This window comes from Limnohabitans sp. 2KL-27 (genome assembly GCF_001269345.1).
Classification (GTDB): domain Bacteria; phylum Pseudomonadota; class Gammaproteobacteria; order Burkholderiales; family Burkholderiaceae_C; genus Limnohabitans_A.
Map to the genome: position 1 here is coordinate 1,391,817 of NZ_CXOP01000002.1, position 26,858 is coordinate 1,418,674.

25 protein-coding genes are annotated in these 26,858 nt (G+C 58.7%); 6 read left to right on the forward strand and 19 right to left on the reverse strand.

All coding sequences use genetic code 11. The annotated features are described in order from the left end of the window. Nucleotides 1-156: 156 nt before the first annotated feature. The 3 genes from LHAB_RS09525 to LHAB_RS09535 all read left to right on the forward strand — a co-directional run bounded on the left by LHAB_RS09525 (nucleotide 157) and on the right by LHAB_RS09535 (nucleotide 3,316). Nucleotides 157-1,221, forward strand: a complete 1,065-nt coding sequence (locus tag LHAB_RS09525; protein ID WP_228763403.1) for a Bug family tripartite tricarboxylate transporter substrate binding protein — start codon at nucleotides 157-159, stop codon at nucleotides 1,219-1,221. 95 nt (nucleotides 1,222-1,316) lie between these two features. Continuing rightward, on the forward strand, nucleotides 1,317-1,826 hold the full coding sequence (locus LHAB_RS09530) for a tripartite tricarboxylate transporter TctB family protein (protein ID WP_090045741.1): 510 nt from the start codon (nucleotides 1,317-1,319) through the stop codon (nucleotides 1,824-1,826). Continuing rightward, a complete protein-coding gene (locus LHAB_RS09535; protein ID WP_090045743.1) occupies nucleotides 1,823-3,316 on the forward strand; it encodes a tripartite tricarboxylate transporter permease in 1,494 nt (497 codons plus the stop codon). Before LHAB_RS09530 ends, LHAB_RS09535 begins: the two co-directional genes overlap by 4 nt. A gap of 651 nt (nucleotides 3,317-3,967) precedes the next feature. Here the strand turns inward: LHAB_RS09535 and LHAB_RS09540 are convergent. The 10 genes from LHAB_RS09540 to LHAB_RS09585 form a co-directional block, all read right to left on the reverse strand. After that, on the reverse strand, nucleotides 3,968-4,747 hold the full coding sequence (locus tag LHAB_RS09540; protein ID WP_090045745.1) for an SDR family NAD(P)-dependent oxidoreductase: 780 nt from the start codon (nucleotides 4,745-4,747) through the stop codon (nucleotides 3,968-3,970). Between the two features lies 1 nt (nucleotide 4,748). After that, on the reverse strand, nucleotides 4,749-5,540 hold the full coding sequence (locus LHAB_RS09545; protein WP_090045747.1) for an SDR family NAD(P)-dependent oxidoreductase: 792 nt from the start codon (nucleotides 5,538-5,540) through the stop codon (nucleotides 4,749-4,751). Between the two features lie 71 nt (nucleotides 5,541-5,611). Then, entirely contained in the window at nucleotides 5,612-6,802 is a 1,191-nt protein-coding gene (locus LHAB_RS09550; protein ID WP_090045749.1) for an ABC transporter substrate-binding protein, read from the reverse strand. A gap of 62 nt (nucleotides 6,803-6,864) precedes the next feature. After that, nucleotides 6,865-7,569 (reverse strand): ABC transporter ATP-binding protein, encoded by a 705-nt coding sequence (locus LHAB_RS09555; RefSeq protein ID WP_090045751.1) that lies wholly within the window; start codon nucleotides 7,567-7,569, stop codon nucleotides 6,865-6,867. Beyond that, nucleotides 7,566-8,285, reverse strand: a complete 720-nt coding sequence (locus LHAB_RS09560; protein WP_090045753.1) for an ABC transporter ATP-binding protein — start codon at nucleotides 8,283-8,285, stop codon at nucleotides 7,566-7,568. The genes LHAB_RS09555 and LHAB_RS09560 overlap by 4 nt, the downstream gene beginning before the upstream one ends. 13 nt (nucleotides 8,286-8,298) lie before the next feature. After that, complete coding sequence (locus LHAB_RS09565) at nucleotides 8,299-9,270, reverse strand: branched-chain amino acid ABC transporter permease (protein ID WP_090047865.1); 972 nt, start codon at nucleotides 9,268-9,270, stop codon at nucleotides 8,299-8,301. A gap of 19 nt (nucleotides 9,271-9,289) precedes the next feature. Further along, entirely contained in the window at nucleotides 9,290-10,141 is an 852-nt protein-coding gene (locus LHAB_RS09570; RefSeq protein ID WP_090045756.1) for a branched-chain amino acid ABC transporter permease, read from the reverse strand. Nucleotides 10,142-10,158: 17 nt separating this feature from the next. Beyond that, nucleotides 10,159-10,959: an SDR family NAD(P)-dependent oxidoreductase gene (locus LHAB_RS09575; RefSeq protein WP_090045759.1), complete on the reverse strand. Its 801-nt coding sequence runs from the start codon at nucleotides 10,957-10,959 to the stop codon at nucleotides 10,159-10,161. A 36-nt stretch (nucleotides 10,960-10,995) separates the two neighbouring features. Further along, a complete protein-coding gene (locus LHAB_RS09580) occupies nucleotides 10,996-12,696 on the reverse strand; it encodes an FAD-dependent oxidoreductase (protein WP_090045762.1) in 1,701 nt (566 codons plus the stop codon). 10 nt (nucleotides 12,697-12,706) lie between these two features. Then, entirely contained in the window at nucleotides 12,707-13,519 is an 813-nt protein-coding gene (locus tag LHAB_RS09585; protein WP_090045764.1) for an SDR family NAD(P)-dependent oxidoreductase, read from the reverse strand. A gap of 111 nt (nucleotides 13,520-13,630) precedes the next feature. Here LHAB_RS09585 and LHAB_RS09590 point away from each other — a divergent pair, with 111 nt between their 5' ends. Then, nucleotides 13,631-14,557: a helix-turn-helix domain-containing protein gene (locus LHAB_RS09590; RefSeq protein WP_090045766.1), complete on the forward strand. Its 927-nt coding sequence runs from the start codon at nucleotides 13,631-13,633 to the stop codon at nucleotides 14,555-14,557. A 180-nt stretch (nucleotides 14,558-14,737) separates the two neighbouring features. Here the strand turns inward: LHAB_RS09590 and LHAB_RS09600 are convergent, their stop codons facing one another. From LHAB_RS09600 to badH, 5 genes are read right to left on the reverse strand one after another with little or no spacing between them, the layout of a single operon-like run. Next, complete coding sequence (locus LHAB_RS09600; protein ID WP_090047867.1) at nucleotides 14,738-15,514, reverse strand: enoyl-CoA hydratase-related protein; 777 nt, start codon at nucleotides 15,512-15,514, stop codon at nucleotides 14,738-14,740. Between the two features lie 14 nt (nucleotides 15,515-15,528). Then, nucleotides 15,529-17,184, reverse strand: a complete 1,656-nt coding sequence (gene aliA, locus LHAB_RS09605; protein WP_090045771.1) for a cyclohexanecarboxylate-CoA ligase — start codon at nucleotides 17,182-17,184, stop codon at nucleotides 15,529-15,531. A gap of 37 nt (nucleotides 17,185-17,221) precedes the next feature. Continuing rightward, nucleotides 17,222-18,379: a cyclohexanecarboxyl-CoA dehydrogenase gene (gene aliB / locus LHAB_RS09610; protein ID WP_090045773.1), complete on the reverse strand. Its 1,158-nt coding sequence runs from the start codon at nucleotides 18,377-18,379 to the stop codon at nucleotides 17,222-17,224. A gap of 22 nt (nucleotides 18,380-18,401) precedes the next feature. Continuing rightward, nucleotides 18,402-19,184 (reverse strand): 2-ketocyclohexanecarboxyl-CoA hydrolase, encoded by a 783-nt coding sequence (gene badI, locus LHAB_RS09615; protein WP_090045775.1) that lies wholly within the window; start codon nucleotides 19,182-19,184, stop codon nucleotides 18,402-18,404. A 30-nt stretch (nucleotides 19,185-19,214) separates the two neighbouring features. Beyond that, a complete protein-coding gene (gene badH, locus LHAB_RS09620; RefSeq protein ID WP_090045776.1) occupies nucleotides 19,215-19,982 on the reverse strand; it encodes a 2-hydroxycyclohexanecarboxyl-CoA dehydrogenase in 768 nt (255 codons plus the stop codon). A 157-nt stretch (nucleotides 19,983-20,139) separates the two neighbouring features. Between badH and LHAB_RS09625 the strand changes: the two genes are divergently transcribed. Beyond that, nucleotides 20,140-20,634: a MarR family winged helix-turn-helix transcriptional regulator gene (locus LHAB_RS09625; protein ID WP_228763404.1), complete on the forward strand. Its 495-nt coding sequence runs from the start codon at nucleotides 20,140-20,142 to the stop codon at nucleotides 20,632-20,634. Between the two features lie 237 nt (nucleotides 20,635-20,871). On the opposite strand, the gene maiA is transcribed toward LHAB_RS09625, so the two are convergent. From maiA to LHAB_RS09645, 4 genes are all read right to left on the reverse strand, one after another. Continuing rightward, nucleotides 20,872-21,510 (reverse strand): maleylacetoacetate isomerase, encoded by a 639-nt coding sequence (maiA, locus tag LHAB_RS09630; protein ID WP_090047868.1) that lies wholly within the window; start codon nucleotides 21,508-21,510, stop codon nucleotides 20,872-20,874. Nucleotides 21,511-21,597: 87 nt separating this feature from the next. Beyond that, complete coding sequence (locus LHAB_RS09635) at nucleotides 21,598-22,299, reverse strand: fumarylacetoacetate hydrolase family protein (protein WP_090045779.1); 702 nt, start codon at nucleotides 22,297-22,299, stop codon at nucleotides 21,598-21,600. Between the two features lie 25 nt (nucleotides 22,300-22,324). Next, the gene (locus tag LHAB_RS09640; RefSeq protein ID WP_090047870.1) at nucleotides 22,325-23,362 is read right to left on the reverse strand and encodes a cupin domain-containing protein; all 1,038 of its coding nucleotides are present in this window, start codon (nucleotides 23,360-23,362) and stop codon (nucleotides 22,325-22,327) included. Nucleotides 23,363-23,380: 18 nt separating this feature from the next. Further along, complete coding sequence (locus tag LHAB_RS09645; RefSeq protein ID WP_090045781.1) at nucleotides 23,381-24,592, reverse strand: 3-hydroxybenzoate 6-monooxygenase; 1,212 nt, start codon at nucleotides 24,590-24,592, stop codon at nucleotides 23,381-23,383. A gap of 207 nt (nucleotides 24,593-24,799) precedes the next feature. Here LHAB_RS09645 and paaZ point away from each other — a divergent pair, with 207 nt between their 5' ends. Beyond that, nucleotides 24,800-26,845, forward strand: a complete 2,046-nt coding sequence (gene paaZ / locus LHAB_RS09650) for a phenylacetic acid degradation bifunctional protein PaaZ (RefSeq protein WP_090045783.1) — start codon at nucleotides 24,800-24,802, stop codon at nucleotides 26,843-26,845. Nucleotides 26,846-26,858 lie beyond the last annotated feature (13 nt).

Sequence of the window (26,858 nt, forward strand, 5' to 3'; positions counted from 1 at the left end):
TAGAAATGTAGAGGATGAATCAACGTTAACCCTTATCCCGATCGTTTGTCGAGCGTTAGGGTTTGATAATCAAACTTTGGAAGGTCCGTGCTCATTGAAACTGACATGTACCTCTCTAAAGTGCAGTGACTCAAGGGTCCTGCAAAAGCGAGACCCATGAGTCCGGGTGGTTGGACTTTTAACTTTTTGAAACTTGATGGAGACAAAATGACTTTGAAAAAACGACAATTTTTGAGCGCAGCTTTGCTGGCAGTGACAGCTGCCACGATAAGCGGCCAAGCCATGGCGCAAGCTTATCCAGCACGTGATGTGACTGCTGTGATTCAATGGGGCGCAGGCGGTGGTACTGACGTGGCGATGCGCGGATACGCACCCTATGCCGAGGAAGCTTTGGGCAAAAAAATTGTTTTGCAAAACAAACCCGGTGCCGCGGGTGTGATCGGCGCTAACTTTGTTTTGCAACAACCCGCAGACGGCTATACGGTATTGATGGGTGCAGAGCCCCAATCACTTTATCGTGTGATGGGAGTCGCCGATTTTGACTACGATAAATTTACCCCGATCAACATTGCGGCAGTCGCCAACAGTATTTTGTTGGTTGCGCGCCCTAATGCACCGTGGAACACCATGCAAGATTTGCTCAGCCACGTGCAGGCCAACCCGAACAAGGTCAAGCAATACCTCGCTGGACAGGGCACTGTGCCTTTCACGATGAACGCCATGATCAGCACGCTGACCAAATTTGACACCATCAAAGTCCCGTTCGATGGCGATGGCCCAGCGATTGCAGCCCTCCAAGGGGGCCACGTCGACATCGGCTTCATTGCCTCAGGTGCTGCCATTGAGCACATCAAGGCGGGTCGTCTCAAAGCTTTGGGCGTGGTCGACAACAAGCCGTTTCAGGGCATTTCACCCGTAACTGATGCGCCTTCCCTCAAGGGCATCAGTAAATTTTTACCTTGGGGCTCGTGGTATGGCGTGTTTGTGCGCAAAGAAACACCAGAGGACGTCAAAGCCAAGTTGACTGCTGCTTTCAAGAAGGCAGGCGACAACCCCAAATACCGTGAAATGATGACTGGTCGGGGTACCACGATGCTCAACATCAGCGGAGCTGAGGCTGAGCAGTTCATCAAGAAGTTCCAGTCCACTACCGCTTGGTTGTACCAAAGTGCTGGGGCTGCCAAAGTCGATCCAGGCACACTGGGTATCCCAAAGCCTTGATGCATCAAAGCACATCGGGCACCTCGTACGTGAGGGCCCGATGTGCCTGATATTGCAAGCCCCGCAAATGGGGAATTTTGTTAAGGGAAAAATTCATGGTCACCAACCGTCCACGACTGCCAGGTGAATTGAGTTTTATGGCATTGATGGTGGCATTCAGCGCCTTCATGCTCTGGACATCGTTTCACATATCAAAATTCGATTCAATTTCATCACCGGGTGTTTTTCCGATGCTCTGCGCAGGATTGATGCTGGTGACTGGCCTGATGAGTTTGCGACAGGCTTGGATGTCCTCATCCAGTGCGGATGACACACATACCGTGTTCCAGCAATTTGTGATTCAGTTAGCGCCTTTGAAACTGGTGTTGTTCACGTCCTTGATCGTGGCCTATATGTTGGCACTGGAGGTGACAGGGTTTTTGCTTTCTTCCTACGTCTTTCTTTTGTTGTCGATGCAGGTCCTAGGCAGCAAGAAGATTGTTGTCAATTTATTGGTCAGTGCCTTGGTGTTGATTTGTATTTTCATTGTTTTCCAAACGGCATTTTCTGTGGTTTTGCCTGTAGGCTCCTTGATGGGGCCCTACACACCAGAGTGGTTGAAATGATGGAAGCGCTGGGTTATTTCTTTATCTCGTGGCTGGACATCAAGATGCTGCTGCTGACGGCAGCAGGTACTTTCGCCGGAATATATATTGGAGCCATACCGGGACTGTCGGTCACCATGGCGGTGTCCATTTTGATTTCGTTCACGTTCAAATGGGACGTCAACCAAGCGCTGGCATTGATCTCAGGCATTTATCTGGGCGGTGTGTACGGCGGCTCTCGCAGTGCGATTTTGTTGAACATTCCTGGTGCGCCCGCTGCCATTGCCACAGGGTTGGATGGTTATCCTTTGGCCAAACGCGGAGAGGCCGGGCAAGCGATTGGTTTGACCACGGTGGTGTCTGTTTACGGTGGTTTTATCGGCATTTTGGCTTTGGCGATTGCGGCACCTGCCGTCGCCGATCTGGCGTTGATGTTTGGCCCGCGCGAGTACCTTTTGTTGGCCATGTGGGGAATCTTGCTGGTGGGCAGTTTGTCCGGGCAATCGCTATCAAAGGGTATTTTTTCCGGTGCCTTGGGCGCGCTGATCGCCTGCGTCGGCTTGGACCCGATGACCGGTGAGAACCGCTTGACTTTTGGCAGCCTTCAAATGTCCGCGGGCATTTCTTATGTGGCAGCCATGATAGGTTTTTTTGGTGTGGCCGAAGTCATCGCGCAAATCCATGAGTTGAACCTCAAGGCGGTCAAACAAAACGTGAGCAAAATCATTCCATCATGGGGTTTGCTCAAAAAATACCTGCCATTGGCCACACGCACATCCGCAATCGGTGTGGTGGTGGGGGCTCTGCCTGGTGCCGGCGGTGACATCGCTGCACTGATGGCCTACGACCATGCCAAACGCACGGTTAAAAATCCGTCACGGCCCTTTGGCGAAGGTGCGTATGAGGGTCTTGTGGCACCCGAGTCTGCCAACAACGCAGCCGTCGGCGGCGCTTATGTGCCCATGCTCACGCTGGGCATCCCGGGTGATGCGGTGACGGCTGTCATCATTGGCGCGCTGTACATCCATGGTCTAAAGCCTGGTCCGATGCTCATGATCGAGACGCCACACTTGTTTTGGTTTGTGGTGGGATCACTGACATTGGCCAACATTTTCTTGCTGATCTTTGGTCTCACAGGCATCAAGATTTTTGCCAAAATTGTGGAGACGCCTAAGCCTGTTTTATTGCCTTTGATTTTGGTTTTGTCGGCTGTGGGTGCCTACGCCATCAACAACAACCCCGTTGATGTTTATTGGATGTTGGGTTTCGGCGTGTTGGGGTACTTCTTGAAGATGTACGGCTTCCAAGTGGGGCCTGTCATTCTTGGCATGATTTTGGGCCCAATGATGGACCGCAGTTATCGTCAGGCCATGATGGCCACCAACAACGATGGGTGGTTGTTTATCAGCGAATTTTTCACAACGCCTCTTTCAACCATCATCTTGGCGGCTGTCGTGTTTACTTTGGTCAGTCAGACGCAATGGTGGAAGCGTCTTCGCGGGCTGAGCTGAGGGGTTTGCACACTTGTCTTACATCGAGCCGTTCAGATTGACCCCAAACCCTGAACGGCTCTGTTGCGTAAATCTATTGGCTTGAAGTCTGTGTGTTTGCGGAAAAAATGGCTGAAATACACGTCACATTCCAATCCCAAGTCGCCGGTCAGTCGCTTGACAGGCAAGTGGGTATCAATGAAGCCGGACTGAGCTTAAAGAAGAACACGGTCATTGATCAGCTAAAGCCCTGATATGTCAAAAAATGCTCGCCCTGTCTGATCACTATGGCTGCGACTTTTTCGATGGAGGCTGTACCGGGGCGCATGTCCTTCAAAACACCGTCGTCGGCCAAGAAAACGACCTCTACCTAGGGGGTGCCGGCAAACGCACAGAATGATCACATCCAATGACTTAGCGAGTGCTTATGGCGTGCATAAGTTCGTGCGCTTGTAGCCAGCAGGGAGTCTAGTGGATGGTTCCGGGAATGCTCTAGCACCGTTAGGCTGCTGGCATGGTTGAGCAAAGTGCTTGCAATACCGTGCATATCAGTCAATACGGATCATGCCGATTGTTTTAATGCTTCCTGCAAAGGAATGCCTTCAAGTTTCAAATATACCGAGGACAAACCCTTGCACCTTTGAAGCTCAGAGTGAAGCACTTTTGAGAGACTCACATCTGAGCCAGCAAGCCGCCATCGATCGCTAGCGTCTGGCCATTGACATAGGCTGCTGCGGGAGACACCAGAAACAAGACCACAGGCGCAATGTCTTCAGGTGTAGCCCAACGCGCTTGCGGAACCTCCTGACGCAGGAAATCTTCAAAACCTTCGCGCTGCTGCAGGCCGGCGGTGAATTCGGTGCGGACAAAGCCGGGCGCAATCGCATTGGCCGTGATGCCATTGGCGCCATATTCCACCGCGATCGCCCTGGCCATGGCCCCCAAGGCCGCTTTGGCTGTGGAATACGCACCAATGAGCGGCATGGTCGACTGACCCGAAACCGAGGACGTCATGACAACCCGACCAAAGCCTCGCGCACACATGCCGGGCAAAAATACCCGACTGCAGTTGAACGCACCACCTACATGCACATCCTGAATTTGTTGCCATTCTTCCCTGCTCATCTCCACCAGTGCTTTGCGATTTTGGTTGCCTGCATTGCTCACCAAGACGTCGACCGACCAACCGTCCTGGTCTAGGCGGTGAGCCGCAGCCTGAACCGCGGCCATGTCCGCGACATCAAAACAGGCTGCACGCGCCTCAATCCCTTGGGCCTGTAGTGTGCGAACGGCATCGTCGGCGGCTTGCTCGCGAAGGTCATTGATCAAGACACGCGCACCTGCCTTACCCAATGCGGTGGCAATCGCCAGACCAATGCCTCTGGCCGAGCCAGTGACCAGGGCGGTGCGGCCTTGAAGGCCAAATGATTGGGCGAGGTATTGGGGATTCATTTCAGGCTTTCAAGGGTGATTTCCCGGGGCGGCCCGGGATCATGCTCAGCATGTGGTCGGCGACGCCGCCATCGACCACGAGATTTTGTCCGTTGACGTAACTTGCATGAGCGCTGATCAAGTAATGGACGGCGTGCCCAATGTCATCGGGCCGACCAATGCGCCCCACGGGCACCAGGGCTTCACGCCGAGCCTTGGTGTCAAAGTCCTGGTACACCGCTTCGGTCAGCGGGGTTCGGACCATGCCGGGGCACACCGTGTTCGTTCGAATGCCTTCGGGCCCCCACTCTTGGGCCAATTGACGGCACAGCATGATGAGGGCGGCTTTGGCCGGTGAATAAGCACCATACCCCGGGTGCGGATGCAAACCCGACATCGAGGCAATGGCCGTGATGCTGCCGCTTGTGCGTTTGAGCGCGGGGTAAGCCGCTTGTGCCATCACGAATACCGAGCGGGTGTTGAGGTTGAAGGTCATGTCCCACTGGGCCACCGACAAATCGGCCAGCTTGCCGGGCCCGGATGCGCCAGCCACGCAGACCAAGGCATCCAGGTCGCCCCCATGGTCCAGCGCTTCATTCACCATACTTTGCGCATCTTCTGGGCGGGTCACATCACCCACCACGCCATGGGCCTGAACACCCAGGTCACGCAGGGCCTGAAGCAAGGATTCGAGGCGTTCGCCGTTTTGTGTGCTGGCCACGGTCAGCTTCAGCTTTGGGGTCGCTTGCGAAGCCAGCACCTCGCAAATGCCTCGGCCAATTCCCCCGGTCGCGCCAGTGACCAAAATATGCATGACTCATCTCCCGTAAAAAAGCCGCCTGGGCATGAAGCGCAGGCGGCTTGTTCTTTCACAACTTCATCGCCTCACATCTTGCACAGAGGCGAAGCTGCGGGAACAATGGACGCGGGGAAGGTTTGTTCGACCACGGGGCGCAACACACCATCGGCCATCTTGGCGCGGCCCACGTAGTTGGGCAAGACCAATTGGTTGTCGGCAGCACGCATGGTCACATTGCCATAAATGGTGTCGAGCTGAGCGCCACGCAAGGCCTTGCTGACATCTTCAGGTTTGTTGCTCTTGGACAGCTTGACACCCTCCAGCATGACCTGGGCACCGTTGTAGGCCTGACCTTCGTTGTCGGTGGGCAGACGGTTGAACTTTGCCTTCCAGGCGGCTACAAAGGCCTTGCTCTTTGGCGTGTCGATGTCAGGTGTGTAGCCGGTTGTGCCAGGCGTGCCCTCCAGGGCCTTGCCGGTGGCATTGATCATGAAGTTCAAGATCAGCGAGTGACCGATCAGCGGGGTCTTGGGGATCAGGCCAAATTCTTCGGCTTGCTTGATGAAGGCGATGGCGTCACGACCGACCTCGGCCACCCAAATGCCGTCCACGTTGGCGGCTTTGAGCTGGGCAATATAGGGCGAGAAATCCTTTGTGCCCATAGGCACGTACAGGCTCAGCGGAACGGTTTTGCCAGAAGCTTCAGCGGCTTTTTTGAAGGACTCGCCAGAGTCGCGGCCCCATACATAGTCTGCTGCAATCACGGCAAATTTATTGCCTTTGATGTTCTTGGCCCAAGCGTTGATCATCGCGATGTCCATCGCATCGGAATGGTTGGTGCGAAAGCTCCGTGGCTTGCAGGTGTCGCCAGTCAGCTTGTCAGACTTGCTGGCCACCACAAAGTAGGCCGCGTCCCAACGGTCTAGGTTCTGTGCAATGGCCAGGGAAATGGACGAGGGGATCGCACCGATCAAGAGGTTGTAGCCTTCCCGGGCGAGTTTTTCAGCCTCGCGGCGACCGGCATCTGGCGTGCCCTCGTCATCGGCTTCCTTCACTTCGATTTTGCGACCGTCCACGCCACCTTTGCCATTGGCTTCATCGACGGCGAACTTGATGGCGCGGATGACCTCTTCGCCTTGCTGCGCAAAAACGCCCGATTTGGACGATACCAGACCGACCTTGACCGGCTCTTTGCCTTGGGCCACAGCTGCCATGGGCAGTGCAGCCATCAGCGCAGCAGCGGCGAGGGAACGCTGGATGGTTTTGAGTTTGAACATGCTTGTCTCCTTTTGTTGGAAAGTTGCCGGAAACCGTCCGGACATCGGTTTGAGAAAAAAATTCATACCATGACGTGGCGCTCAAGGTCGTGCAAACCCTCGCGCGAATTCGCCACCTCGCCTTGCGCCACGATGGCGCCTTTGGCCATGGCCATGTAACGCCTTGCCACACGCACGACCAGACTCATGTTCTGTTCGATCAGCAAAAGCGCGGTGCCTTGGTCAGCGACCTGGTTGAAGATGACGGCCAGTTGGTCCACGATGACCGGAGCCAAACCTTCTGTGGGCTCGTCCAGCAAGATCAGCTCGGGGTTGGCCATCAAGGCCCGCCCCACAGCCAGCATTTGCTGCTGACCACCCGACAGGGCTGTGCCCGGCGTGTGGGCGCGCTCTTGCAGGATGGGAAAGAGCTTGTAAATTTCGGACACCGTCCATGGGCCTTTGCGCCCAACGGCAGCGCCTAGGATCAGGTTCTCTTCCACGCTCAGGTTGGCCACAATCCGACGGCCTTGGGGAATCACGGCAATGCCATGCTGGGCGGCCATGTAGGCGCGCAGCTTGGTGTGCTCTTTGCCGCCAAAAGCCACATGCCCGTCTTGCAGACTGGCCAGCCCCAAGATGGTGTTGACCACAGTGGTCTTGCCCACCCCGTTGCGCCCAATGAGTGCCACACGCTCGCCAGGGTTCACATGCAGGTCCAGACCGTGCAAGATGTGCGCGGCACCGTAGTAGGCGTGGACGTTTTTCAGATTCAATAAGGCGCTCATGCTGCGCTCCCCAAATAAGCTTCACGCACTCGTGGATTGGCTCGCACTTCAGCTGGCACCCCACTGGCAATCACACGGCCCAACTCAAACACCGTTACCACATCGGAGATGCTGAACACCACATCCATGTCGTGCTCCACCAGCAAGACCGACACGTCCCAGCTGGAGGTGAGTTTTTTCAAGTGCTGCGCCAGATCCAAGGATTCCTTGACCGACAAGCCCGCCATGGGCTCGTCCAACAGCAGCACGGTGGGGCGCCCCACCAAAGCCAGTCCCAGATCCAGACGGCGTTGCTCGCCATAGCCCAGGTCATCGGCGGCGGAGTCCCGCATGGGCCACAGGTCCAGCTCTTTGAGCACAGCTTCGGCATCGGCGGCAGAGTCCTTCACGCCCATCTTGTGAGACGCCAGTTCGATTTGTCGGTACACGGTCATTTGGCCGAAGATGCTGGTGCGTTGAAAGCTGCGGGACAAGCCCCGCATGCGGCGTTCGACCACACCCAGGGCCGAAACGTCTTCGCCGAGCAACTGGACTTTGCCGCGCGTCAGCCTGCGCCGTCCGGTGATGGCGTCGATCACCGTTGACTTGCCCGCCCCGTTCGGGCCTATCAGTCCGCGGATTTGTGCTTTTTCCAAAGTCAGGGCGACACCGTCCACGGCTTTGACCCCGCCGTAATGGATGGCCACGTCTTCTGCTTGCAATACGTAATTTGTCATCTTGTTCTCCCGCTCAGTGGCCACCTACCTTGACCGAAGGCTTCTTGCCCAGGACCCAGCGGTCAAACAGCCCTGCCACCCCCGTGGGGGAGAAGACGATGACCGTGATCAGGGCCATGCCGAAAATCGTCATCCAGTGCGTGGCGTGTTCACCCAAAATGTCTTTGAACATGAAATACACCACCGCACCCACGGCAGGTCCCCAAAGTGCTTTGAAGCCCCCTACGACGACCATCATCAAAGCCACCCCCGACAAGCTCCAGTGCAGGCTTTCAGGGGAGACAAATCCAGTGTTCAGTGCAGACAAAACGCCTGCCACTGAAGTCACCAGTGCCGACAGGGCGTACACCGCAGCGCGTGGCAGCAATGTAGTGATGCCGATGAAACGGGCCCGTTCCTCGTTGTCCCGAACTGCTTCGGTGATGGCACCAAAACGTGTGCGCATCAGCCAAGACAAAAGGAACATCACCACCACCAAAGTGGTCCAGCAAATCAAGAACATCATGGCCGGCTTGAGCATCTGCGACATCGGGAAACCAAACAGACGCGAAGGCCAATCGATGTTCATACCGTCGGCCCCGCCCGTCAAACCTCTGGCGCGTGAGGCAGTGAGAAAGAACATCTGGCCAATGGCCAAGGTCAACATTCCAAAGGCCACGCCAGGCACGCGCACAATGACCAGTCCGATCAGAAAGGCCGCTACCGTGACGCCAAGCAAGGCCGCCAAAATGGCCAGCTCCGCCGACACGAGTTGCAGTTGCAGCAAGATGCCTACCAAGTAACTGGCACCCCCAAAGAACAGGGCATGCCCAAAGCTGACCATGCCGTTTTGCTTGAGCAACACGCCCACACCCAGTGCAAAAACCGCATAGATGATGGACTGCGTGAGCAGCGACAAAAGGGTACTCGAGCCCACGCCAAAGGCAACTGCCGCCCCCAAGATCAAGGCTAGTACGGCACCAAGAGAAGAAAATTTCAAGTTCATCAGCATCTACTCCCGACACTCAAGTGCGGCTGCCAGCAAAGCCGGAGGGCTTCCAGATCAGGATGCCGATCATGAACACGAAGGGCAGTAACACGGCGACATCGGGCAGGTAGACTGCACCAATGGCCTGCAACATACCCAACACCAAGGCCGCGATGAACGCGCCTGCCAAAGAACCCAGGCCGCCAATCACGACCACCACGAAAGAGTCGATGATGACGTCAGAACTCATGGCCGGTGACAAGGACAGGAAGGGCGCTGCCACCACACCGGCAAGACCTGCCAGCGCGGTGCCCAGACCCACCACGCCTGCGCTCAGAAAGTCGGTGTTCACGCCTTGCATGGAAGTGGTCACCGGGTCGGTGCTGGCTGCACGGACAAACAGACCCACCTTGGAAAAGCGTAACCACAGGCTCAAGCCCAGCGCTACCAGCAAACCGATCACGATCACAGACAAGCGATAGGCTGGCACAGGCGTGCCAAACAAGTCGACGCTGAAGGCCAGGGCTTCAGGGACCGGTACGGACAGGTTACTTTTGCCCCAAGTGGTTTGCACCAGATCCTCAATGACCAACAGCAAGCCGAAAGTGACGAGCACCACCGTGAGCGGATCGCGGTCTTGGAGCAGACGAAACCCATAGCGGTCCAGCAACACGCCGAACATGGCCATGATGGCCGGTGCCGCGACCAATGCCACCCAGAAATTGCTGTGCAGAGAAATCGAATAGCCCAGGTAGGCGCCCAACATGTACAGCGAGCCATGGGCAAAGTTCACCACCCGGCGCAGGCCGTAGATGAGGGCCAGGCCTGAGCACATCACAATGAGCAATGCGCCGTAGACCAGGCCGTTGAATAAATTGATCGTCAACATCTAGGTTGTCTCCTTTTTTAATCTTCTTCAAGGGGGCTAAGTGCCGTCTCGGGCGCACCCAAGGCGGTCCAGCCACCATCCACCGGCAACACCGCACCGGTGATGTAGCTGGCCATCGGTGATGCCAAAAAGGCGATCACCTGGGCAATTTCTTCGGGGGCGGCCATGCGGCCCATGGGGGTTCGGCGGGCAATCGCCTGTGCATCGATCGCGCCGCGTTCGACCAGACTGGCCACCAAGGCGGTTTTCACGTAACCAGGGGCCACGGCATTCACACGGATGCCACGGTGAGCCCACTCGCTGGCAAGTGCCCGTGTCATTCCGAGCACACCGGCCTTGGCCGCGCAGTAAGCATTGCGACCGGGAATGCCGCCAAAGCTGGCGATGGAGCCGATGTTCACGATGGCGCCTCGGATGCCGCGTGCATCACGCGGCTGCTGGGTCATCTGCGCGATCACCTGTTGGGACATTAGAAACACACCTCGCAAATGCACCGACAACACCTTGTCAAAAGCGACGATGTCTTGCTGCAAAGTCGGGGCGGTCTGATCGGCGATCCCGGCGTTGTTGACCAGTCCATCGACGCGGCCATGGCGTGCCACCACATCGCTCACACGCGTTTGCACCGCGTCCGCATCGGTTACATCGCAGGACCAGCCCGAGTGTTGGACACCCAGGGTCTGCGCACGTTCTAGCGCGAGCGCACCGTTCAAATCGAACAAGGCCACGGTCCATCCAGCATGGGCCAGCTGCTGTGCCGTGGCCCAGCCAATGCCATCGGCCGCGCCGGTGACGATGGCCACAGGTGCGCCGCTCATGCTGCGCTCCTTACCGGCTTGATGAGCGTGTTCATTTCAGGCACCCACTTTGTCCGCGATGTGGTTGGCCGTCACAAAGGCGAACACCATGTTGGGCCCGTGTGTAATGCCTGCGGCCGGGTAGTTGCCGCCCATGATGCTGGCACGGTCATTGCCGACGGCGTACAGACTAGGAATCACCGAGCCATCGCTTTTCTTGACTTCACCCACCACGCTGGTCTGGATGCCATCGAAGCTGCCGAGGTCACCCATCAACAGTTTGACCGCATAGAACGGACCTTTTTCGATCGGTGCCACGCAGGGGTTGGGCTGGTGATTGGGGTCGGCCAGGTAGCGGTTGAAGGCGGTGGTGCCTCGGGCATGTTGTTCGTCCACACCTTTGACGGCACCTGTGTTGTATTCGAGCACGGTGGCTTGCAGACCCGCCGCATCGATGCCGGTGACTTGGGCCAGGTCGGCCAAGGTCTTGCCCTCAAAGAGGTAACCGTTGCGGATGTACTTGCCAATGGGCATGGGCGCGGGTTTGACAAAGCCCAGGCCGTATTTGCCCAAGGTGGTCTTGTCACAGACCAGCCACATCACGGTTTCCTTTTGACCCTTGCAGGCCTCGATCATCGCCACGCCCACATCGTGGTACGAGTTCGATTCGTTGGTGAAGCGCTTGCCGTTGCGCAGCACACCGATCACGCCGGGCTTGTAGCGGTCCAACAAGTGAGGGAAGACCCCAAACTCGCCGTTGCCAAAGGGCACTTTGGACACGGGCATCCACGCGGCGGCGTCTTTGAAGCGTAAGTCCACATCGGCACCGGCGGTCTCGGCCATGCGCACGCCATCACCGGTGTTGGTTTCGGGCGTGGGGGAGAGGTGTTCCCCGCCACTTTGCAGGTGCGGATAAGCCTTGGCGATGCGCTGCACGTCTTGCGGAAAGCCGCCGCATGCGAGCACCACGCCGCGGCTTGCCCGGATGTCGCGGTCACCGCCTTCGCCGCCCACTTGCATGCCGACCACTTGGCCGTTCTCGGTCAACACCCGCTTGGCCGGTGTCGAGGTCAGGATCGGAATGCCCAGGTCCAGCGCCGATTGGGCCAGACGCGCGGCCAGCGCATTGCCGCTGGTCACGTTGATGGCGCGTTGGTACAGGACCAGTTCCTTAATGTGGTTGACCAACCGTTTGGCCACGTACACAAAGGAAGTCAGTGATTTGGTGAACTGGAAAAAATGCTTGAGGTCCGCATTGGATGAGTTGAACATCATGCCGATGAAGGTGATGGTCTTGAGTGGGGGCTTCAGGCGCGGCATGTCTTTGCCCAGACCCCGGATGTCATAAGGCTTGGCCAGGATGGAGCGGCCAATGGCAGCGCCGCCAGGCACATCGGGGTGGTAGTCCGGGTAGAGAGTGGGGATGAACTGCATCGCGGTCTCGCGCTCGAGGAAGTCGACCATCTTGGGGCCTTGATCCAAGAAGGCCGCCACCGCCGCTTCGTCGTAATACGCGCCGGTCTCTTGCATCATGTAGGTGCGCACTGCGTCCAGCGTGTCTTGCGGGTTTTGTTGGCGACCATGGGTGTTCAGGGGCACCCACAGCACGCCGCCCGAAAGCGCCGTGGTGCCGCCGAACACGGGTTCTTTCTCGATCACCACCACATTCAGGCCCCGCTTTTTGGCGGTGATGGCGCAGGTCAATCCTGCAGCACCAGAGCCCACCACCAAAAGGTCACATGCCATCGGGTTTGTCATCTTGGTTTCCTCAAGCGGTTAGGTTGTAGCCAGGGCGCGGCACCATGTCCATCAACATGCAGGACATGCCGCCGTCGACGACCAACTCGGCGCCGTTGACGTAGCCCGAGCGTGGACTGGCTAAAAAGATCGCGACATCGGCGATGTCGTGTGGCTCACCGATCCGGCGGCTGGCCGTGACGGCGGAGCGCTTGGCTTCAAAGCCAGGCTCTTCGTAAAACTTGGCAGATAAAGCGGTGCGGATCATGCCGGGGCAAATGGCGTTGCTGCGCAAGCCCAGGGGGCCCCATTCGACCGCCAGTTGCCGCGACATTTGCAGCACACCAGCCTTGCTGGCGCTGTAGGCACCGCTGTGGCTTTGTGGGAACAGGCCTGAGATGGAGGCGATGTTGACGATGCAGCCTTCACCCGCTTCGCGCATGGCCGCGCCAAATGCGCGGGCACACAGCAGGTAACCGGTCAGGTTCACAGCCAACACGGCGTTCCAGTCGTCCAGACTGACATCGGCCAGCCCGCCCGAGCGCAAGAGGCCGGCGTTGTTGATCAGTGCATAGGGGGCACCCCATGTGGCCTGGACTTTTTCTGCGGCGGCCTGCACGCCTTGGGCATCGCTGATGTCACAGCTCAGGGCCATGACCTGAGCGCCCTGGGCTTGCAGCCTGACTTGCACCTTGTGCAGGCCCTGTGCGTCGCGGTCAAGCATCGCCACGCGTGCGCCGACCTGTGTCAAGCGCTCGGCCACCGAGGCCCCGATGCCGCTGGCTGCCCCGGTGACCACACACACGCGGTCTTGCAGTTCAAGCCAGCTCTTGTCTCCAGTCATGTTCTTGTCCTTGTTCCTGATCTCTGTTGGAGATTGTTGGAATGGGGGGCGTTTTATTTTTTGACGAATCGAACGAAGAACAGGACAATTCGTGCGGAATGGAGTGTGAAAATGGCAGTTTCTAGGGTAATCCCGAATTACGATTTGTATGGCGATTCGAGCAGCCATGAAGAATCGTCGGCATTCAATTTCGAATGGATTCCGCAGCGCTCGACCTTGTACAACTGGCTCATCCATCCCCACCGCCACGACTCGTTCATCCAGGTGCTGTACCTCACGCAAGGGCATGTGGATGTGCAGATTGAGCATGTACAGCAGACACTGCACGCGCCCTGTGTGATGCTGATCCCGGCGGGGCATGTGCACGGGTTCAGGTTTTCTAAAGACACCAATGGTCCGGTGGTCACGGCCATGCAAAAGGCGCTCGAGTCGGCAGCGGCTTTGATGATGCCGCCCTTGCTGGAGACCATACGCACGCCGCGTTTGCTCTCTTTGCAGTCGGAGATGCGCTACATCGACCAGCTCATGCCTTTGTTCATGGCGCTGGAGCAGGAGTCGCACACACCTGCGGAAGGCCAGGTGGCTGCAGGCACGTCTTTGTTGTTGGCCCTGATGGTGCAAGTCCACCGCATTTGCAAATTGTCCGAGCTGACGGACACCCACACCCACTACAGTATCTCGCGCAAGGCCCGTCAGATCGAAAAGTTCCGCAGCCTGATCGACAAGAATTTCCGCACCGAGCATTCTTTGCAAAGCTACGCCAACCAGGTCGGCGTGACGGTGGGGCAACTCTCGCGCCTGTGTCGGGAGGTCTTGGGCAAATCGAGCCTGCAGGTCATCAATGACCGCTTGATCCAGGAAGCACAGCGCGAACTGGTTTACACCGCATTGCCCATCAAGCAATTGGCTTCTGAGCTGGGTTTCGAGGACGATGCCTACTTCAGCCGCTTCTTTCGCAAACACATCGGCATCACCCCCAAGGCCTACCGAGCGAGGTCTCTGGCGCAAATGGGCGGCGATGTTCAGACCCATTTCTGAGCACCTTTTCCCATGTGAGCCTTGAGTTTGAGGTCGCAGTTCATGCGGTGTACGGATGGTCCGGTCTGGCCCCAGTGCAGGTCTGTGCTGGCGCGATGCACTTGGCGCTTGTTCTGGGCCCGTTGAACGTCGAGGTTCAAAGAATCAGCCCAAGCAAAAGTGGCTTTGTCGGACATTGGATCAACGGTGCTGGAAAACAGGTTTGCGCTTGTCCAAAAAGGCATGCATGCCTTCGTGGGCGTCTTCGCTGGCAAAGCGGGCATACAGCTCGCGCCTTTCATACAAGATGCCCTCGCTCAGGCTGCTCTCATGGGCACGGTTGACGGATTCCTTGATGGCCATGAGTGCAGGCAATGAGTAGCCCGCGATCTGTGTGGCCAGTTTCAATGCGGTGGTTTCCAGTTCCACGTCAGGTACCACACGCGAGACCAGTCCATAACGGTCCGCTTCTTGCGCCGACAGCATGCGGGCCGACAGGCACATGTCCATGGCCTTGGCTTTACCCACTGCGCGTGGCAGGCGCTGTGTGCCGCCTGCGCCGGGCAACATGGCCAATTTGATTTCGGGCAAGGCGAATTGCGCAGACTCGGCCGCCAAGATGATGTCGCAAGCCAAAGCCAGCTCGCAACCACCGCCCATGGCGTAACCCGCCACAGCCGCTATGACCGGCTTGCGCACATGGCGGATGGTTTCCCAGTTTCGGGTGATGAAGCTGCTTTGGTAAACATCCATGTAGGACCAGTCGGCCATCACGGCGATGTCGGCCCCGGCGGCAAAGGCTTTGCCACTGCCGGTGATGAGGATGGCCCCGATGTCGGCGTTGCCATCGAAAGCCAGCAAGGCTGTGCCCAGCGCGTCCATCAACTCGTCGTTGAGTGCGTTCAGTTGCGCGGGACGGTTCAGTCGGATCAGGCCCACGCGGCCATGGATCTCGGTCAGGACGGTGGGCTCGGGCATGGTGTGGGTGACCATCAGCCTTGGGCCAGCATGGCTTGCAGTTGTTCGCGCAGCTTGAACTTCTGGATCTTGCCCGAGGGGGTCGCGGGCATGGCGTCCAGCAGGTGCAGGCGCTCGGGAATGTACTGCGTGGCGACCTGGTTCTCTTTCAGGTAACGCACGATTTCGGGCAGATCCATGCTTTGACCGGCCTTGGTCACCACCACGGCGCAGGCGCGTTCGCCCAAGCGCTCGTCAGGATAGGCCACGATCGCGGCCATGGCCACAGCAGGGTGACGGTACAGCAGCGATTCGATCTCGACCACTGGGATGTTTTCACCACCACGGATGATCACGTCCTTGCTGCGGCCGGTGATGCGGATGTAGCCCTGCGCGTCCATGCGCGCCAAGTCGCCGGTATCGAACCAACCTTCGCCATTGGTGCCGTTCAGGTTCTGTCGCTTGAGGTAGCCGCCAAAGTTGGAGCACGAACGCACATACAACTTACCGGGTGTGCCCGCAGGCAGGGCGGGGCCGGAAGCATCGATCTCCACCACTTTGAGTTCCACACCGGGCAATGCGAGGCCATCGGTGGTGAAAGCGCGCTCGTCCGGGTCGTTCAACGCGATAAGCGTGACAGCACCGTTTTCGGTCATACCCCAAGCTGACACGATCTTGGTGCTCAAAGCAGCACGTGCCTGCTCGACCAGTGGACCGGGAATCGGCGCGCCAGCGCACAGGAAAGTTTTCAGCGTGGGTACCGGGGTGTTTCCTTCGCTCACGGCGCGTGTCAGGTCGGTTAGGAACGGTGTCGAGGCCATCGTGAAGGTGGCTTTTTCACGGTTGATGATCTCGACCGCTTTTTTCGGCTCCCAGATGTCTTGCAGCACGGCGCTGGCCTTGAGCATGATGGGCATCATGAGACCGTACATGAAGCCCGTTTGGTGCGCCATGGGCGAAGCCATCAACACCACGTCTTCGGCATCGAGCTGCAGGCGCTGAGCGTAGGGGATGATGTTGGCCATCACGGTGTTGGCCGAGTGCATCACCCCTTTGGGCTCGCCGGTGGTGCCCGATGTGTAGATCAGCTGCGTGATTTCGTCCGGGCCAGGGCGGTGCGCGCTCAAAATGGTGGCGGCATCGGGCTCGTCTTCCCACGCGGGGCCACTCAGCAGGGCTTCAAAACTGTTGGGGCCTTGGCCGTCGATGACCACCACGTGTTTCAGATGCGGCAGGCTCGGCTGAATGGCGGTAATCATTTGCTCGAAATCAAAACCCCGGAAGGCCTTGGGTGCGACGATGACCTTGGCTTCGCCATGCTTGAGCATGAAGTTGAGTTCGCGCTCGCGGAAGATGTGCATCAGCGGGTTGATCACCGCACCAATGCGTGAGCAAGCCAAGTACAGCAAGGTGAACTGCCACCAGTTGGGAAGTTGGCAGGCCACCACATCGTTCTTTTGCACGCCCAGGCGCGTCAGGCCCACCGCGATGCGATCGGCCATGCGGGCGAGTTCGCGGTAAGTGAAACGCTTTTCATCACCAGCCTCAACCCTGTAAGCGGTAAGCGCAAGCTTGTCGGGACAAGCGGACAAACAAGCGTCGAGTTCAGCGTTGATGGTGCGGTCATGCCACAGACCTTGCGCGATCATGCGGGCACGGCGAGGGGCCAAAAGTACGGCATCGAATTCCATGGTCGTCTCCTTGGGTTGGTTTTATGTTTTGAAAATCTCAGGCTGGCACGTTTTTGCGACCAGCGCGGGTACGCGCGATGATGGTTTTCATGATCTGCGCTGTACCGTCACCGATTTGGAAGCCCAGCACATCGCGAAGGCGCTGCTCCATCAGGCCCCTGTCATATCCGCCGTGCCCAAAGCACAGTAGGCACTGGTGTATGACGTCATAGGCCAGCTTCGGACCCCACCACTTGGCCATGCCGGCCTCGGCTGAATGAGGTAGGCCTTGATCTTTGAGCCAGAGGCCTTGAAGGCAAACCAAGCGTGCCCCTTCTACTTCCGTGTCATATTGAGCCAACGGGTGAGTGACACCTTGGAAAGCCGACAGTGGCTGGCCGAAGGCTTGGCGCTGCGTGATGTATTCCCAGGTTTCGTCCAGTGCCGCACGCGCTACGGCCAGGCATTGCAGGCCAATCAGAGAGCGTGAGTAATCAAAGCCGTGCATGACTTGCACAAAGCCTTTGTTCTCGTCACCTAAACGGTGACTGACGGGAATTCGAACGTTCTCAAAGAAGATAGAGCCTCGACCGATCGAACGCTGGCCATGGCAGTCAAAGCGACTGGTGGTTAAGCCGGGCGTGTCCATTGGCACCAGCAGCGCAGTAACACCGTGTGCGCCGTCTTCGGGCTTACCTGTGCGGCCAAAGACAACAGTGATGTCGGCCTGGTCGGCAGCTGAGATGGAAGTTTTCTCGCCATTGATGACGTAAAAGTCACCGTCACGCTCCACGCGCAGGCGCAGATTTGCTGCATCCGAACCACCGCGTGGCTCGGTCAAAGCGATGGCGCAGATCGCTCGACCCTCGCGGATCTTGTCAAGCCAAGGGCGCACAACTTCGGGGTTTCCGTACTTGTAAAGAATTTGGCTGTTGAGCGAGGCCAGAAGGTTCAGATATGAAAAGCTAAGGTCTGCCCTTGAGATTTCTTCGTGCACAACGCCAGCAGCCACACATCCCATGCCCATACCGCCAAATTCCTCTGGGACTTCAGGACAAATAAAGCCCAATTCGCCCATTTCACGCAGCAAGGCGCGGTCAAACTCGCGTGTCTTATCGCGCTCCAAAAAACCGGGTTTGATTTTTTCATCGGCAAAGCGGCGCACCGTCTGTGCCAGAGCCTGAAGATCTTCGGTGATGTAAGGATTGGGATTCATTGAGATTTCTCTATTTGGGCGCTTACTTGGCGAACTTACGGAAGTCGGGCTTGCGCTTTTCCTGCAAAGCTTTCACGCCTTCGCGCGACTCTTCCGTGTCGTAGTAAAGCTTGAGCGCGTACATGCCCATGCCAGCAATACCCGACTGGTGAGCGGTATCCATATTGAAGCTGCGCTTAGCAATCGCAATCGCGGTAGGGCTGCGCTCGCAGATGGTTTCTGCCCATTCCTGCACAGTGGCGTCGAGTTGCTCGTGCGGCACGCAGATATTGGCCAGGCCCATGTCCACAGCCTCTTGGCCGGAATAGCGCTTATTGAGATACCAGATTTCGCGGGCCTTCTTCTCGCCGACCACGCGGGCCAGGAAGGCGGTGCCGTAGCCGGGGTCGACCGAGCCCATCTTGGGGCCGACCTGGCCGAAGATGGCTTTTTCAGAGCAGATGGTCAGGTCGCAGATGGTGCACAGCACGTTGCCGCCGCCAATCGCAAAGCCCTGCACCCGGGCGATCACGGGTTTGGGCACATCGCGGATCGCGGTGTGAAGCTCTTCCATCGGCAGACCAATCGTGCCGCGGCCGTCGTAGTTGCCATCATGGGCCGACTGGTCGCCGCCCGTGCAGAAGGCGCGGTCACCAGCCCCGGCCAGCACGATGCAACCGATGTCGCGGTCGTAACCGGCCTTGTTCAAGGCCTTGATGATCTCGTCGCAGGTCGTGCCGCGAAAGGCGTTCATTTTGTCGGGGCGGTTGATCGTGATCCAGGCCACGCCGTTGCGGTTTTCGTAAAGGATGTCTTCGAATTGCATGTGTTTCTCCGGTTGAATGGGGGTGATGGATCAGCCGTGCATGGTCAGACCGCCCGAGACGCTCAGGACCTGGCCGGTGATGAAGGCAGAGTCGGCGCTGCTCAGGAAGACGATGGCACCAGCCAGGTCATCCGGTTGACCCAGACGACCCAGTGGGATGGCCTTTTTGAAGGCGTCCATGAGTTTTTCGGGGTTAGAAGCGCCTTCGGCGAAACCGGCCAGCAAAGCGGTGTCGGTCGGGCCGGGGCAGACCACGTTGACGGTGATGTTGTGACGGGCGTGCTCGCGTGCCAGGGTTTTGGACAAAGCGACCAGACCGCCCTTGCAAGCGGCGTAAACGGCTTCTCCGGAAGAACCGCCACGGGCCGCGTCCGAGGCGATGTTGACGATGCGGCCTGCGCCGCGTGAGGCCATGCCAGGCAATACAGCGTGGTGCATGTGCAATGCGCCTGTCAGATTGATGGCGATCAACTTGTCCCACTCAGCGGGCACGGTTTTGGTGAAGGGTTTGAAGATGTCCCAGCCAGCGTTGTTGACCAAGATATCGATGGGACCCAGCTGAGCCTCAGCGGCCGCGACTGCCGCATCGACCTGGGCACGGTCGGTGATGTTGCAAGCAAAAGCCTGCGCCTTGCCACCAGCGGACACGATGCCGTCGGCCACTTTCTGGGCGGCTTCCAAGTTCATGTCAAACACCGCAACATGAGCGCCTTCTTCGGCAAAACGGCGGCAAGTGGCCCCGCCAATACCGCCGCCGCCACCGGTCACAATCGCTGTTTTGCCTTTGAGGTCTTTCATGACTTTCTCCGTGAATTGAAATGGATTGGAAAATTCTGAATGTCGAACATATGACAACATGTTGACTAATTCTAGGGTTTTCCCACGTTTCCCCTCAAGTTTTTTTCGTGTTCAATAACCTATCGTTTTCCCTATGCCAAAAATTAAAGACGCTCGCATGGAACTGGCCAATCGGATTTTCTTCAAGCTGTATCAGTGTGCCAATATGTTGCATAAAACCGGCAGCCGTGCAGTTCAGGATGAAGGGCTGACCACACAGCAATGGGCAGTGCTGGGGGCGCTGTCTCGCCCAGAGGCGGCACAGGGGATGGGCGTAGGGGAGCTGGCGCGATACCTCATGGTCAGTCGACAAAACTTGTCGGGTTTGATCACCCGCATGACGCGCGATGGCCATATCGAGATTAGTACAGATGGGCGTGATCGCCGCTCGCGCTTGGTGGTGATGACCGAGTCGGGGCGTCACATCTGGATGGATCTGGCGCAACCCAAGATCAAGGCCTATTACGAGCAGGCCCTGCAAGATTTTTCAATGGGCGATATGGCCCACACCCTGCACTATTTCCTCAAGTTGCTCGACAACATGGAAAAGATTGATCAAAAAATTTCTGCGTCAGAGGAAGACGACACACGAAATGGCGAGCAGGAATTGTGATCACCTACTATCGTCTTATTTTTTGATGACCTCAAAAGGCTGGTTGCAGTAGCTTGTGCTACCTGATCTGACCGACCGCAAACGCTGCAAAGCAGACCTGGCGGGTTGCCCAAACAACAGCTCGGCTAGGGCCATTGAACGCCTGAAAAAAATCACAAGGCGGCTGCAGCTGACCGCGCCCTTCCAGCACTTCATTGCCAAGGGCCCCTCAGGGCCCTTGATTTTTCGGGTTGTCAATCAGCCTGCATCAGGCTGCTGCCCCGGTGCGGCTTTCTTGAAGGCGTCTATTTCGCTGCAGGCTTGGTCAATGGCATTGATCAGGGGCCAGCGGTTCAAGTCGATTTTGAAGCGGCGAGCGCTTTCAACTTGGGGGATCAAATACACATCGGCCAATGTGGGGGTGTCGCCAAAGCTGAAGCGCCCGCGCGTCTTGTCAGCCGCGATCAGGGCTTCGTAGGCGTCAAACCCCTCGCTGATCCAATGTCCACACCAAGCGTTGATGGCGTCTTCGTTGGCGCCGAACTGTTGGCGCAGGGTTTGCAAAATCCGGCGGTTGTTGATGGGGTGGATGTCGCAACCCACCATGGCGGCCAGCGCCCGAACATGAGCCCGCGCGTGCGCACCCGTCGGCAGCAAGGCCGGTGTGGGATGCGTTTCTTCCAGCCATTCGATGATGGCGGGCGACTGGATCATGACCTGCTCGCCCGTGTCCAGCGCGGGCACCAGGCCTTGGGGGTTGACCGCTTTGAATGTTGGTTTCAATTGCTCGTCCACACGCAAGTCCACAGCCACATAGTCGGTGGCGATGCCTTTGAGGTTGAGGGCAATGCGCAAGCGGTGCGAGGTGCCGCTTCTGAAAAAACTGTAGAGCTTCATGGATTTTTCAAGGTGATTCATTGCGAGCGAAGCGCGGCAAACCATGCATTGTGATGGATGCCCGCACTTGTCTTGTCAGCAGCGGTCTTACTCGGCAGCGCCAATGTTCAGCGCGATCTCGGCCACACCTTCAACACGGCCGGTGATCTTGTCGCCGGTGACCACCGCACCCACACCTTCGGGGGTGCCGGTGAAGATCAGGTCGCCGGGTTGCAGGTGGTAGTAGGTGGACAGGTCGGCGATGATTTCGCGGATGTTCCAGATCAGCTTGTCCACGTTGGACGATTGCTTGGTGTCGCCATTGACTTCCAAAGCAATCGCACCGTTCTCGATCACCACGCCGGGCATGGGCACGATCTCGGAGCAGACCGAGCCTTGCTCGATGTCTTTGCCGGTGTCCCAAGGGCGGCCCTTGTCGCGCGCCACCAGCTGCAGGTCGCGGCGGGTCATGTCCAGGCCTGCGCCGTAGCCATAGACCAATTCGTGTGCGTTGGCTTCGCTCACGCGAAAGCCGGCTTTGCCAATGGCCAGCACCAACTCCATCTCGAAGTGGTAGTTGCTGGTGCGGGGGGGGTAAGCGACGGTCGCGCCGCTTTCCACCAGGGTCTGAGGCGACTTGGTGAAATAGAAGGCCTGCTCCACGCTTTTGTCGACGGGGCGGCCCATCTCGACCGCGTGGGCGTGGTAGTTGCGGCCCACGCAGAAGATGCGGTTGATGGGTAAGCGCTCGGTTTGGCCACGGATGGGCAGGGATTGAACGTTGGGCGGGGTGAAGAGGTAAGAGGTCATGTTCAAAGAGGGAATCAAGAAAAGGTCAGCCGCGGTTTTCGTACACACCCAATTTGCGGTGCAGAGGTGATTCGTCGGCCATGAACAAGAACGCAGGCTGGCTGGCGTTCAGGTTGGTCAGTGTCACGGCTTCGTAGCCGGGCGCGCAGCAGGTGTCGGCTTCGGCCAAGGTGAAGGTGCTGGCCACGATCTGCGCTTGCACCGCGCCTTCGATGACATGGAACACCTGTGCGGGCGAGCGGGCCGCCAAGCGCAGCGTCTGGCCCGGACGCAGCATCAGGGCGTAAAAGCCCAAAATGTTTTCCGCATCGCCGCCCGTCTCGGGGTTGGTGTAGGTGACCTGCACCTGCTCCAAACCGGCTTCGTCAGAGGCCAGTGATTCGAGCGCGGCCTTGGCGTCTTTCCAGGCATAGCGCAGCATGGGGTAGGCTTTTTTGCTGCGCTCAAACACGTGCGATGGCACCACGCCACCTCGGGCGTACTGTTTGGCGCCCTGACCGGGCACCACGGTTTGGCGGTCGCCGTTGATGTGGTAGCTGGCCTCCATGTAATAGACCAGTGGCAGGTCCAGCACGTCCAGCCAGATCACGGGCTCGGTGCCGTCGTGACCGTGTTCGTGCCAGAGGCCTGTGGGCGTGAGGATCAAGTCGCCCCGGCTCATGGGGCATTTTTCGCCATCCACCGTGGTCCAAGCGCCTTCGCCTTCCACCACCATGCGCACCGCGTTGGGCGTGTGGCGGTGGCTGGGGGCCCACTCGCCGGGCATGAGCAGTTGCATGCCCAGGTACATGGCGGCCGAAGCTTGCATCTTGTCCAGACCATGGCCGGGGTTGGCCAGCACCAGCACGCGGCGCTCGGCTTTTTCGATCGGGGTCAACTCGCCTGCTTTGAGCAGCAGTGGCTTGATGTCCTGGTAGGCCCAGCAAGTCGGCTGGGTCTGGCGCGTCGGCACCTTGGGGGGCAGCACGCCCCGCAGGCTGGGCCACAGCGGCACCAAGTTCAGTTTGCGCAGGTCTTGCACATAGTCTGCGGGCAGGTCTTCGAGTCGTCCGAGGTCGTTCATGGTGATGTCTCCGTCCATTCAATGGTGCTGTGCGGCGTCCAGGCAGTTGCTGACGTTCCAGCCGTACAGCCACGCCATCGCATCATAAAAGCGCTCGGGGCTGCGGCCGCGCCAGAGGTCGTTGCGCACCAGGCGCTCGACGCCTTTGGCGTGGTAGATGCGGCCCATCTCCCGGCTCGAGAGCACGATGCGGGCGGTGCGGGCCACGCGGGCGCGTTGGTACATGTCGAGCGCTTGGGGCCAGTCGTTGTGGTGCGTGCGCAGGGCTTCGCCCAAGGTGACGGCGTCTTCCATGGCCATGCAGGCGCCTTGTGCCATGTACTGCGTGGTGGGGTGGGCAGCGTCGCCGAGCAAGGTCACGCGGCCGTAGGTCCATTGGCCAATCGGCTCGCGGTCTGCGGTGGCCCAACGCTTCCAGGTCTTGGGCAGGTCGATCAGCTGGCGCGCCTTGGGGCAAATGCCTTGGAAGTAGCTTTGCACCTCTTCCTTGCTGCCGTCGGTGACGCCCCATTCTTCTTGCTCGCGGCTGTGGAAGGTCACGACCACGTTGTACTGCTCTCCACCGCGCAGCGGATAGTGCACCAGGTGGCAGTTGGGGCCAACCCAGATGGCCGCAGCGTTCCACTGCAGGTCTTGCGGAAAGTCTTTTTTGTCGACCACAGCGCGGTACACCACATGGCCCGTGACGCGGGCCGGGTCGCCCACAAACTGCTCGCGCACCACCGATTTGACGCCATCGGCCCCAATGAGGGCGCAGCCCTTGAAAGCTTTGCCGTTTTGGTCCCACACGGTCACGCTGGTGTCGTCTTGTTCGATGCGCACCACGCGCGTGTTGGTGTGGAACGCGACCTGCCCGGTTTCTTGGGCCCCTTCGAGCAGCGACAAATGCACATCGGCCCGGTGGATCACGGCATAGGGGTTGCCAAAGCGCGCGCGGAATTTTTCATCGGTAGGGATCTTGCCGACCTGGTACTCGTCGATGGCGTCGTGCATCACCATGAAGTCGGTGTAGACGGCGCGGCCCCGGGCCTTGTCGCCAACGCCCAAAGCGTCAAACGCGTGAAAACCGTTGGGACCAATTTGGATGCCCGCGCCGATCTCTCCGATTTGGGGTGCTTGTTCCAGCACCGCGACCTGAAAGCCCTGGCGCACGAGCGCCAAAGCGGCTGCCAAACCGCCAATACCGCCGCCAGCGACGAGGACAGGAAGTTGAGAAGGTGCAGTGCTCATGGGTTCTCCAGCAGGTGTTGAATGTGGGCAGATCTATTATAAGCATGCTTATTAATTGTGTGCTGAATCCAGATTTCGATGGGGCATGCTCGAAAACTCCAGCATGGAGCCCAGCAGGGTCAGGGCACAAAGAGACTAAAATTTCCCGACCGCCCGGTTGGCTAATTTCTTGAGCCGGGCTTTTTTCTTTTCAGAAAGCACGATGCCATGTCCCAAGTCCTGCAAAGTTTCATCGGTGGCCAGTGGATCGGCCAGCAAGGTGCACAAGCCCTGCGCAGCGCCATCAACGGTCAGACCGTTTACCAAACCCATGCCGAAGCCATTGATTTCGGCGATGCGGTGCACCACGCCCGCACGGTGGGTCTGCCCAACCTGCTCAAGCTCGACTTTCAAGAGCGCGCCCAGCGCCTGAAGGCCCTGGCCAAGTACCTGGGCGAGCACAAGGAAACGCTTTACGCCATCTCGGCCCACACCGGCGCGACCCGTGCCGACAGCTGGGTCGACATCGAAGGCGGCGCAGGCACCTTGTTTGCCTATGCGGGGATGGGCAGCAACGAGCTGCCCAGCGGTAACTTGATCCACGAAGGCCCTGCTTTTTCGCTGGGCAAAAAGGGTGGCTTTGCAGGCACGCACATTCTGGTGCCGCGCGGCGGCATCGCCGTGCACATCAACGCTTTCAATTTCCCTGTCTGGGGCCTCTTGGAAAAGTTCGCACCCAGCTTTTTGGCCGGCATGCCTTGCATCGGCAAACCGGCTTCATCCACCAGTTATCTGACCGAAGCCATGGTGCGCTTGGTGGCGCAATCGGGCATCCTGCCTGAAGGTGCTTTGCAGCTGGTCATTGGCTCGACCGGCGACCTGCTCGAGCGCCTGAACGGCCAAGACGTGGTCACCTTCACCGGCTCGGCCGACACCGCCGCCATGCTGCGCGTGCACCCCAATGTGGTCAAGCACAGCATCCCCTTCAACGCCGAAGCCGACTCGCTCAACTGCGCCATCCTGGCGCCCGATGTCTCGCCCGACGATGAAGAGTTTGACCTGTTCGTCAAAGAAGTCGCCCGTGAAATGACCGTCAAGGCCGGCCAGAAGTGCACCGCGATCCGCCGCGCCATCGTGCCGCGCCAGCACCTGGACGCCGTGGCTGAAAAACTCAAAGCCCGTCTGGCCAAGGTGGTGGTGGGCGATCCGTCGGTGGAGGGCGTGAAGATGGGCGCCTTGGCCTCGCACGCGCAGCAAGCCGATGTGGCCGAGCGCGTGGCCCTGTTGCGCCAAAGTGCCGAGCTGGTGTTTGGCGGCGGTGCCGATTTCCAACCGGTGGGGCAGGGCGTGGAAGGCGGCGCCTTCTTCCAGCCCACGCTGCTGCTGTGCCAGAAACCTTTGCACACCGACAGCGTGCACGACGTAGAGGCGTTTGGCCCGGTCAGCACGCTCATGCCCTATGACGACATCGACCAAGCCTTGCAACTGGCCGCACGCGGGCAGGGCAGCCTGGTCGGCACTCTGGTTACCCAAGACCCGCACATCGCCGCCCGCATCATCCCGGTGGCCGCGGCCTTGCATGGCCGCCTGCACATCCTCGACCGTGAATCGGCCGTGGAATCGACGGGCCACGGCTCACCGCTGCCGTCTCTCAAGCATGGCGGCCCTGGCCGCGCTGGTGGTGGTGAAGAGCTCGGCGGCATCCGCGCCGTCAAGCACCTGATGCAGCGCACCGCGCTGCAGGGCTCACCCACCATGATCGCTGCCGTCACGGGCGAATACATGCGCGGCGCCAAGCTGATTGAGACCGAGGTCCACCCCTTCCGCCGTTACTTTGAAGAGTTGCAAATTGGCGAGAGTCTGCTGACCCACCGCCGCACCGTGGGCGAGGCGGACATCGTGGCTTTTGGGGGCCTGTCTGGCGACTATTTCTACATGCACTTCGACGAGATCGCCGCCAAGGATTCACCCTTTGGCAAGCGCATCGCGCATGGCTACTTCGTGTTGTCGGCCGCTGCGGGCTTGTTTGTCTCGCCCGCACCTGGCCCGGTGCTGGCCAACTACGGTTTGGACACCCTGCGCTTCGTCAAGCCCGTGGGCATTGGCGACACGATTCAAGCGCGCCTGACGGCCAAACGCAAGATCGACCGCCACAAGAAGGACGCGAACGGCGTGGGCCAAGGTGTGGTGGCCTGGGACGTGGAAGTCACCAACCAGTTGGGTGAAGTTGTGGCCAGCTACGACATCCTGACGCTGGTGGCCAAAAAGGGCTGAGGCCCATTGTCAA

What these genes read in the sequence shown, in the direction of transcription:
- LHAB_RS09550 (WP_090045749.1), bottom strand. Translation starts at nt 6,802, where the DNA reads ATGTTCAAACTCAAAACCATCCAGCGTTCCCTCGCCGCTGCTGCGCTG.
- LHAB_RS09625 (WP_228763404.1), top strand. Translation starts at nt 20,140, where the DNA reads ATGGAACTGGCCAATCGGATTTTCTTCAAGCTGTATCAGTGTGCCAAT.
- LHAB_RS09565 (WP_090047865.1), bottom strand. Translation starts at nt 9,270, where the DNA reads ATGAACTTGAAATTTTCTTCTCTTGGTGCCGTACTAGCCTTGATCTTG.
- LHAB_RS09640 (WP_090047870.1), bottom strand. Translation starts at nt 23,362, where the DNA reads ATGAACGACCTCGGACGACTCGAAGACCTGCCCGCAGACTATGTGCAA.
- LHAB_RS09525 (WP_228763403.1), top strand. Translation starts at nt 157, where the DNA reads ATGAGTCCGGGTGGTTGGACTTTTAACTTTTTGAAACTTGATGGAGAC.
- maiA (WP_090047868.1), bottom strand. Translation starts at nt 21,510, where the DNA reads ATGAAGCTCTACAGTTTTTTCAGAAGCGGCACCTCGCACCGCTTGCGC.
- LHAB_RS09590 (WP_090045766.1), top strand. Translation starts at nt 13,631, where the DNA reads ATGGCAGTTTCTAGGGTAATCCCGAATTACGATTTGTATGGCGATTCG.
- LHAB_RS09645 (WP_090045781.1), bottom strand. Translation starts at nt 24,592, where the DNA reads ATGAGCACTGCACCTTCTCAACTTCCTGTCCTCGTCGCTGGCGGCGGT.
- LHAB_RS09545 (WP_090045747.1), bottom strand. Translation starts at nt 5,540, where the DNA reads ATGCATATTTTGGTCACTGGCGCGACCGGGGGAATTGGCCGAGGCATT.
- badI (WP_090045775.1), bottom strand. Translation starts at nt 19,184, where the DNA reads ATGCAATTCGAAGACATCCTTTACGAAAACCGCAACGGCGTGGCCTGG.
- LHAB_RS09570 (WP_090045756.1), bottom strand. Translation starts at nt 10,141, where the DNA reads ATGTTGACGATCAATTTATTCAACGGCCTGGTCTACGGCGCATTGCTC.
- LHAB_RS09555 (WP_090045751.1), bottom strand. Translation starts at nt 7,569, where the DNA reads ATGAGCGCCTTATTGAATCTGAAAAACGTCCACGCCTACTACGGTGCC.
- LHAB_RS09540 (WP_090045745.1), bottom strand. Translation starts at nt 4,747, where the DNA reads ATGAATCCCCAATACCTCGCCCAATCATTTGGCCTTCAAGGCCGCACC.
- LHAB_RS09635 (WP_090045779.1), bottom strand. Translation starts at nt 22,299, where the DNA reads ATGACCTCTTACCTCTTCACCCCGCCCAACGTTCAATCCCTGCCCATC.
- badH (WP_090045776.1), bottom strand. Translation starts at nt 19,982, where the DNA reads ATGAAAGACCTCAAAGGCAAAACAGCGATTGTGACCGGTGGCGGCGGC.
- LHAB_RS09560 (WP_090045753.1), bottom strand. Translation starts at nt 8,285, where the DNA reads ATGACAAATTACGTATTGCAAGCAGAAGACGTGGCCATCCATTACGGC.
- LHAB_RS09575 (WP_090045759.1), bottom strand. Translation starts at nt 10,959, where the DNA reads ATGAGCGGCGCACCTGTGGCCATCGTCACCGGCGCGGCCGATGGCATT.
- paaZ (WP_090045783.1), top strand. Translation starts at nt 24,800, where the DNA reads ATGTCCCAAGTCCTGCAAAGTTTCATCGGTGGCCAGTGGATCGGCCAG.
- aliA (WP_090045771.1), bottom strand. Translation starts at nt 17,184, where the DNA reads ATGGAATTCGATGCCGTACTTTTGGCCCCTCGCCGTGCCCGCATGATC.
- LHAB_RS09585 (WP_090045764.1), bottom strand. Translation starts at nt 13,519, where the DNA reads ATGACTGGAGACAAGAGCTGGCTTGAACTGCAAGACCGCGTGTGTGTG.
- aliB (WP_090045773.1), bottom strand. Translation starts at nt 18,379, where the DNA reads ATGAATCCCAATCCTTACATCACCGAAGATCTTCAGGCTCTGGCACAG.
- LHAB_RS09530 (WP_090045741.1), top strand. Translation starts at nt 1,317, where the DNA reads ATGGTCACCAACCGTCCACGACTGCCAGGTGAATTGAGTTTTATGGCA.
- LHAB_RS09535 (WP_090045743.1), top strand. Translation starts at nt 1,823, where the DNA reads ATGATGGAAGCGCTGGGTTATTTCTTTATCTCGTGGCTGGACATCAAG.
- LHAB_RS09600 (WP_090047867.1), bottom strand. Translation starts at nt 15,514, where the DNA reads ATGCCCGAGCCCACCGTCCTGACCGAGATCCATGGCCGCGTGGGCCTG.
- LHAB_RS09580 (WP_090045762.1), bottom strand. Translation starts at nt 12,696, where the DNA reads ATGACAAACCCGATGGCATGTGACCTTTTGGTGGTGGGCTCTGGTGCT.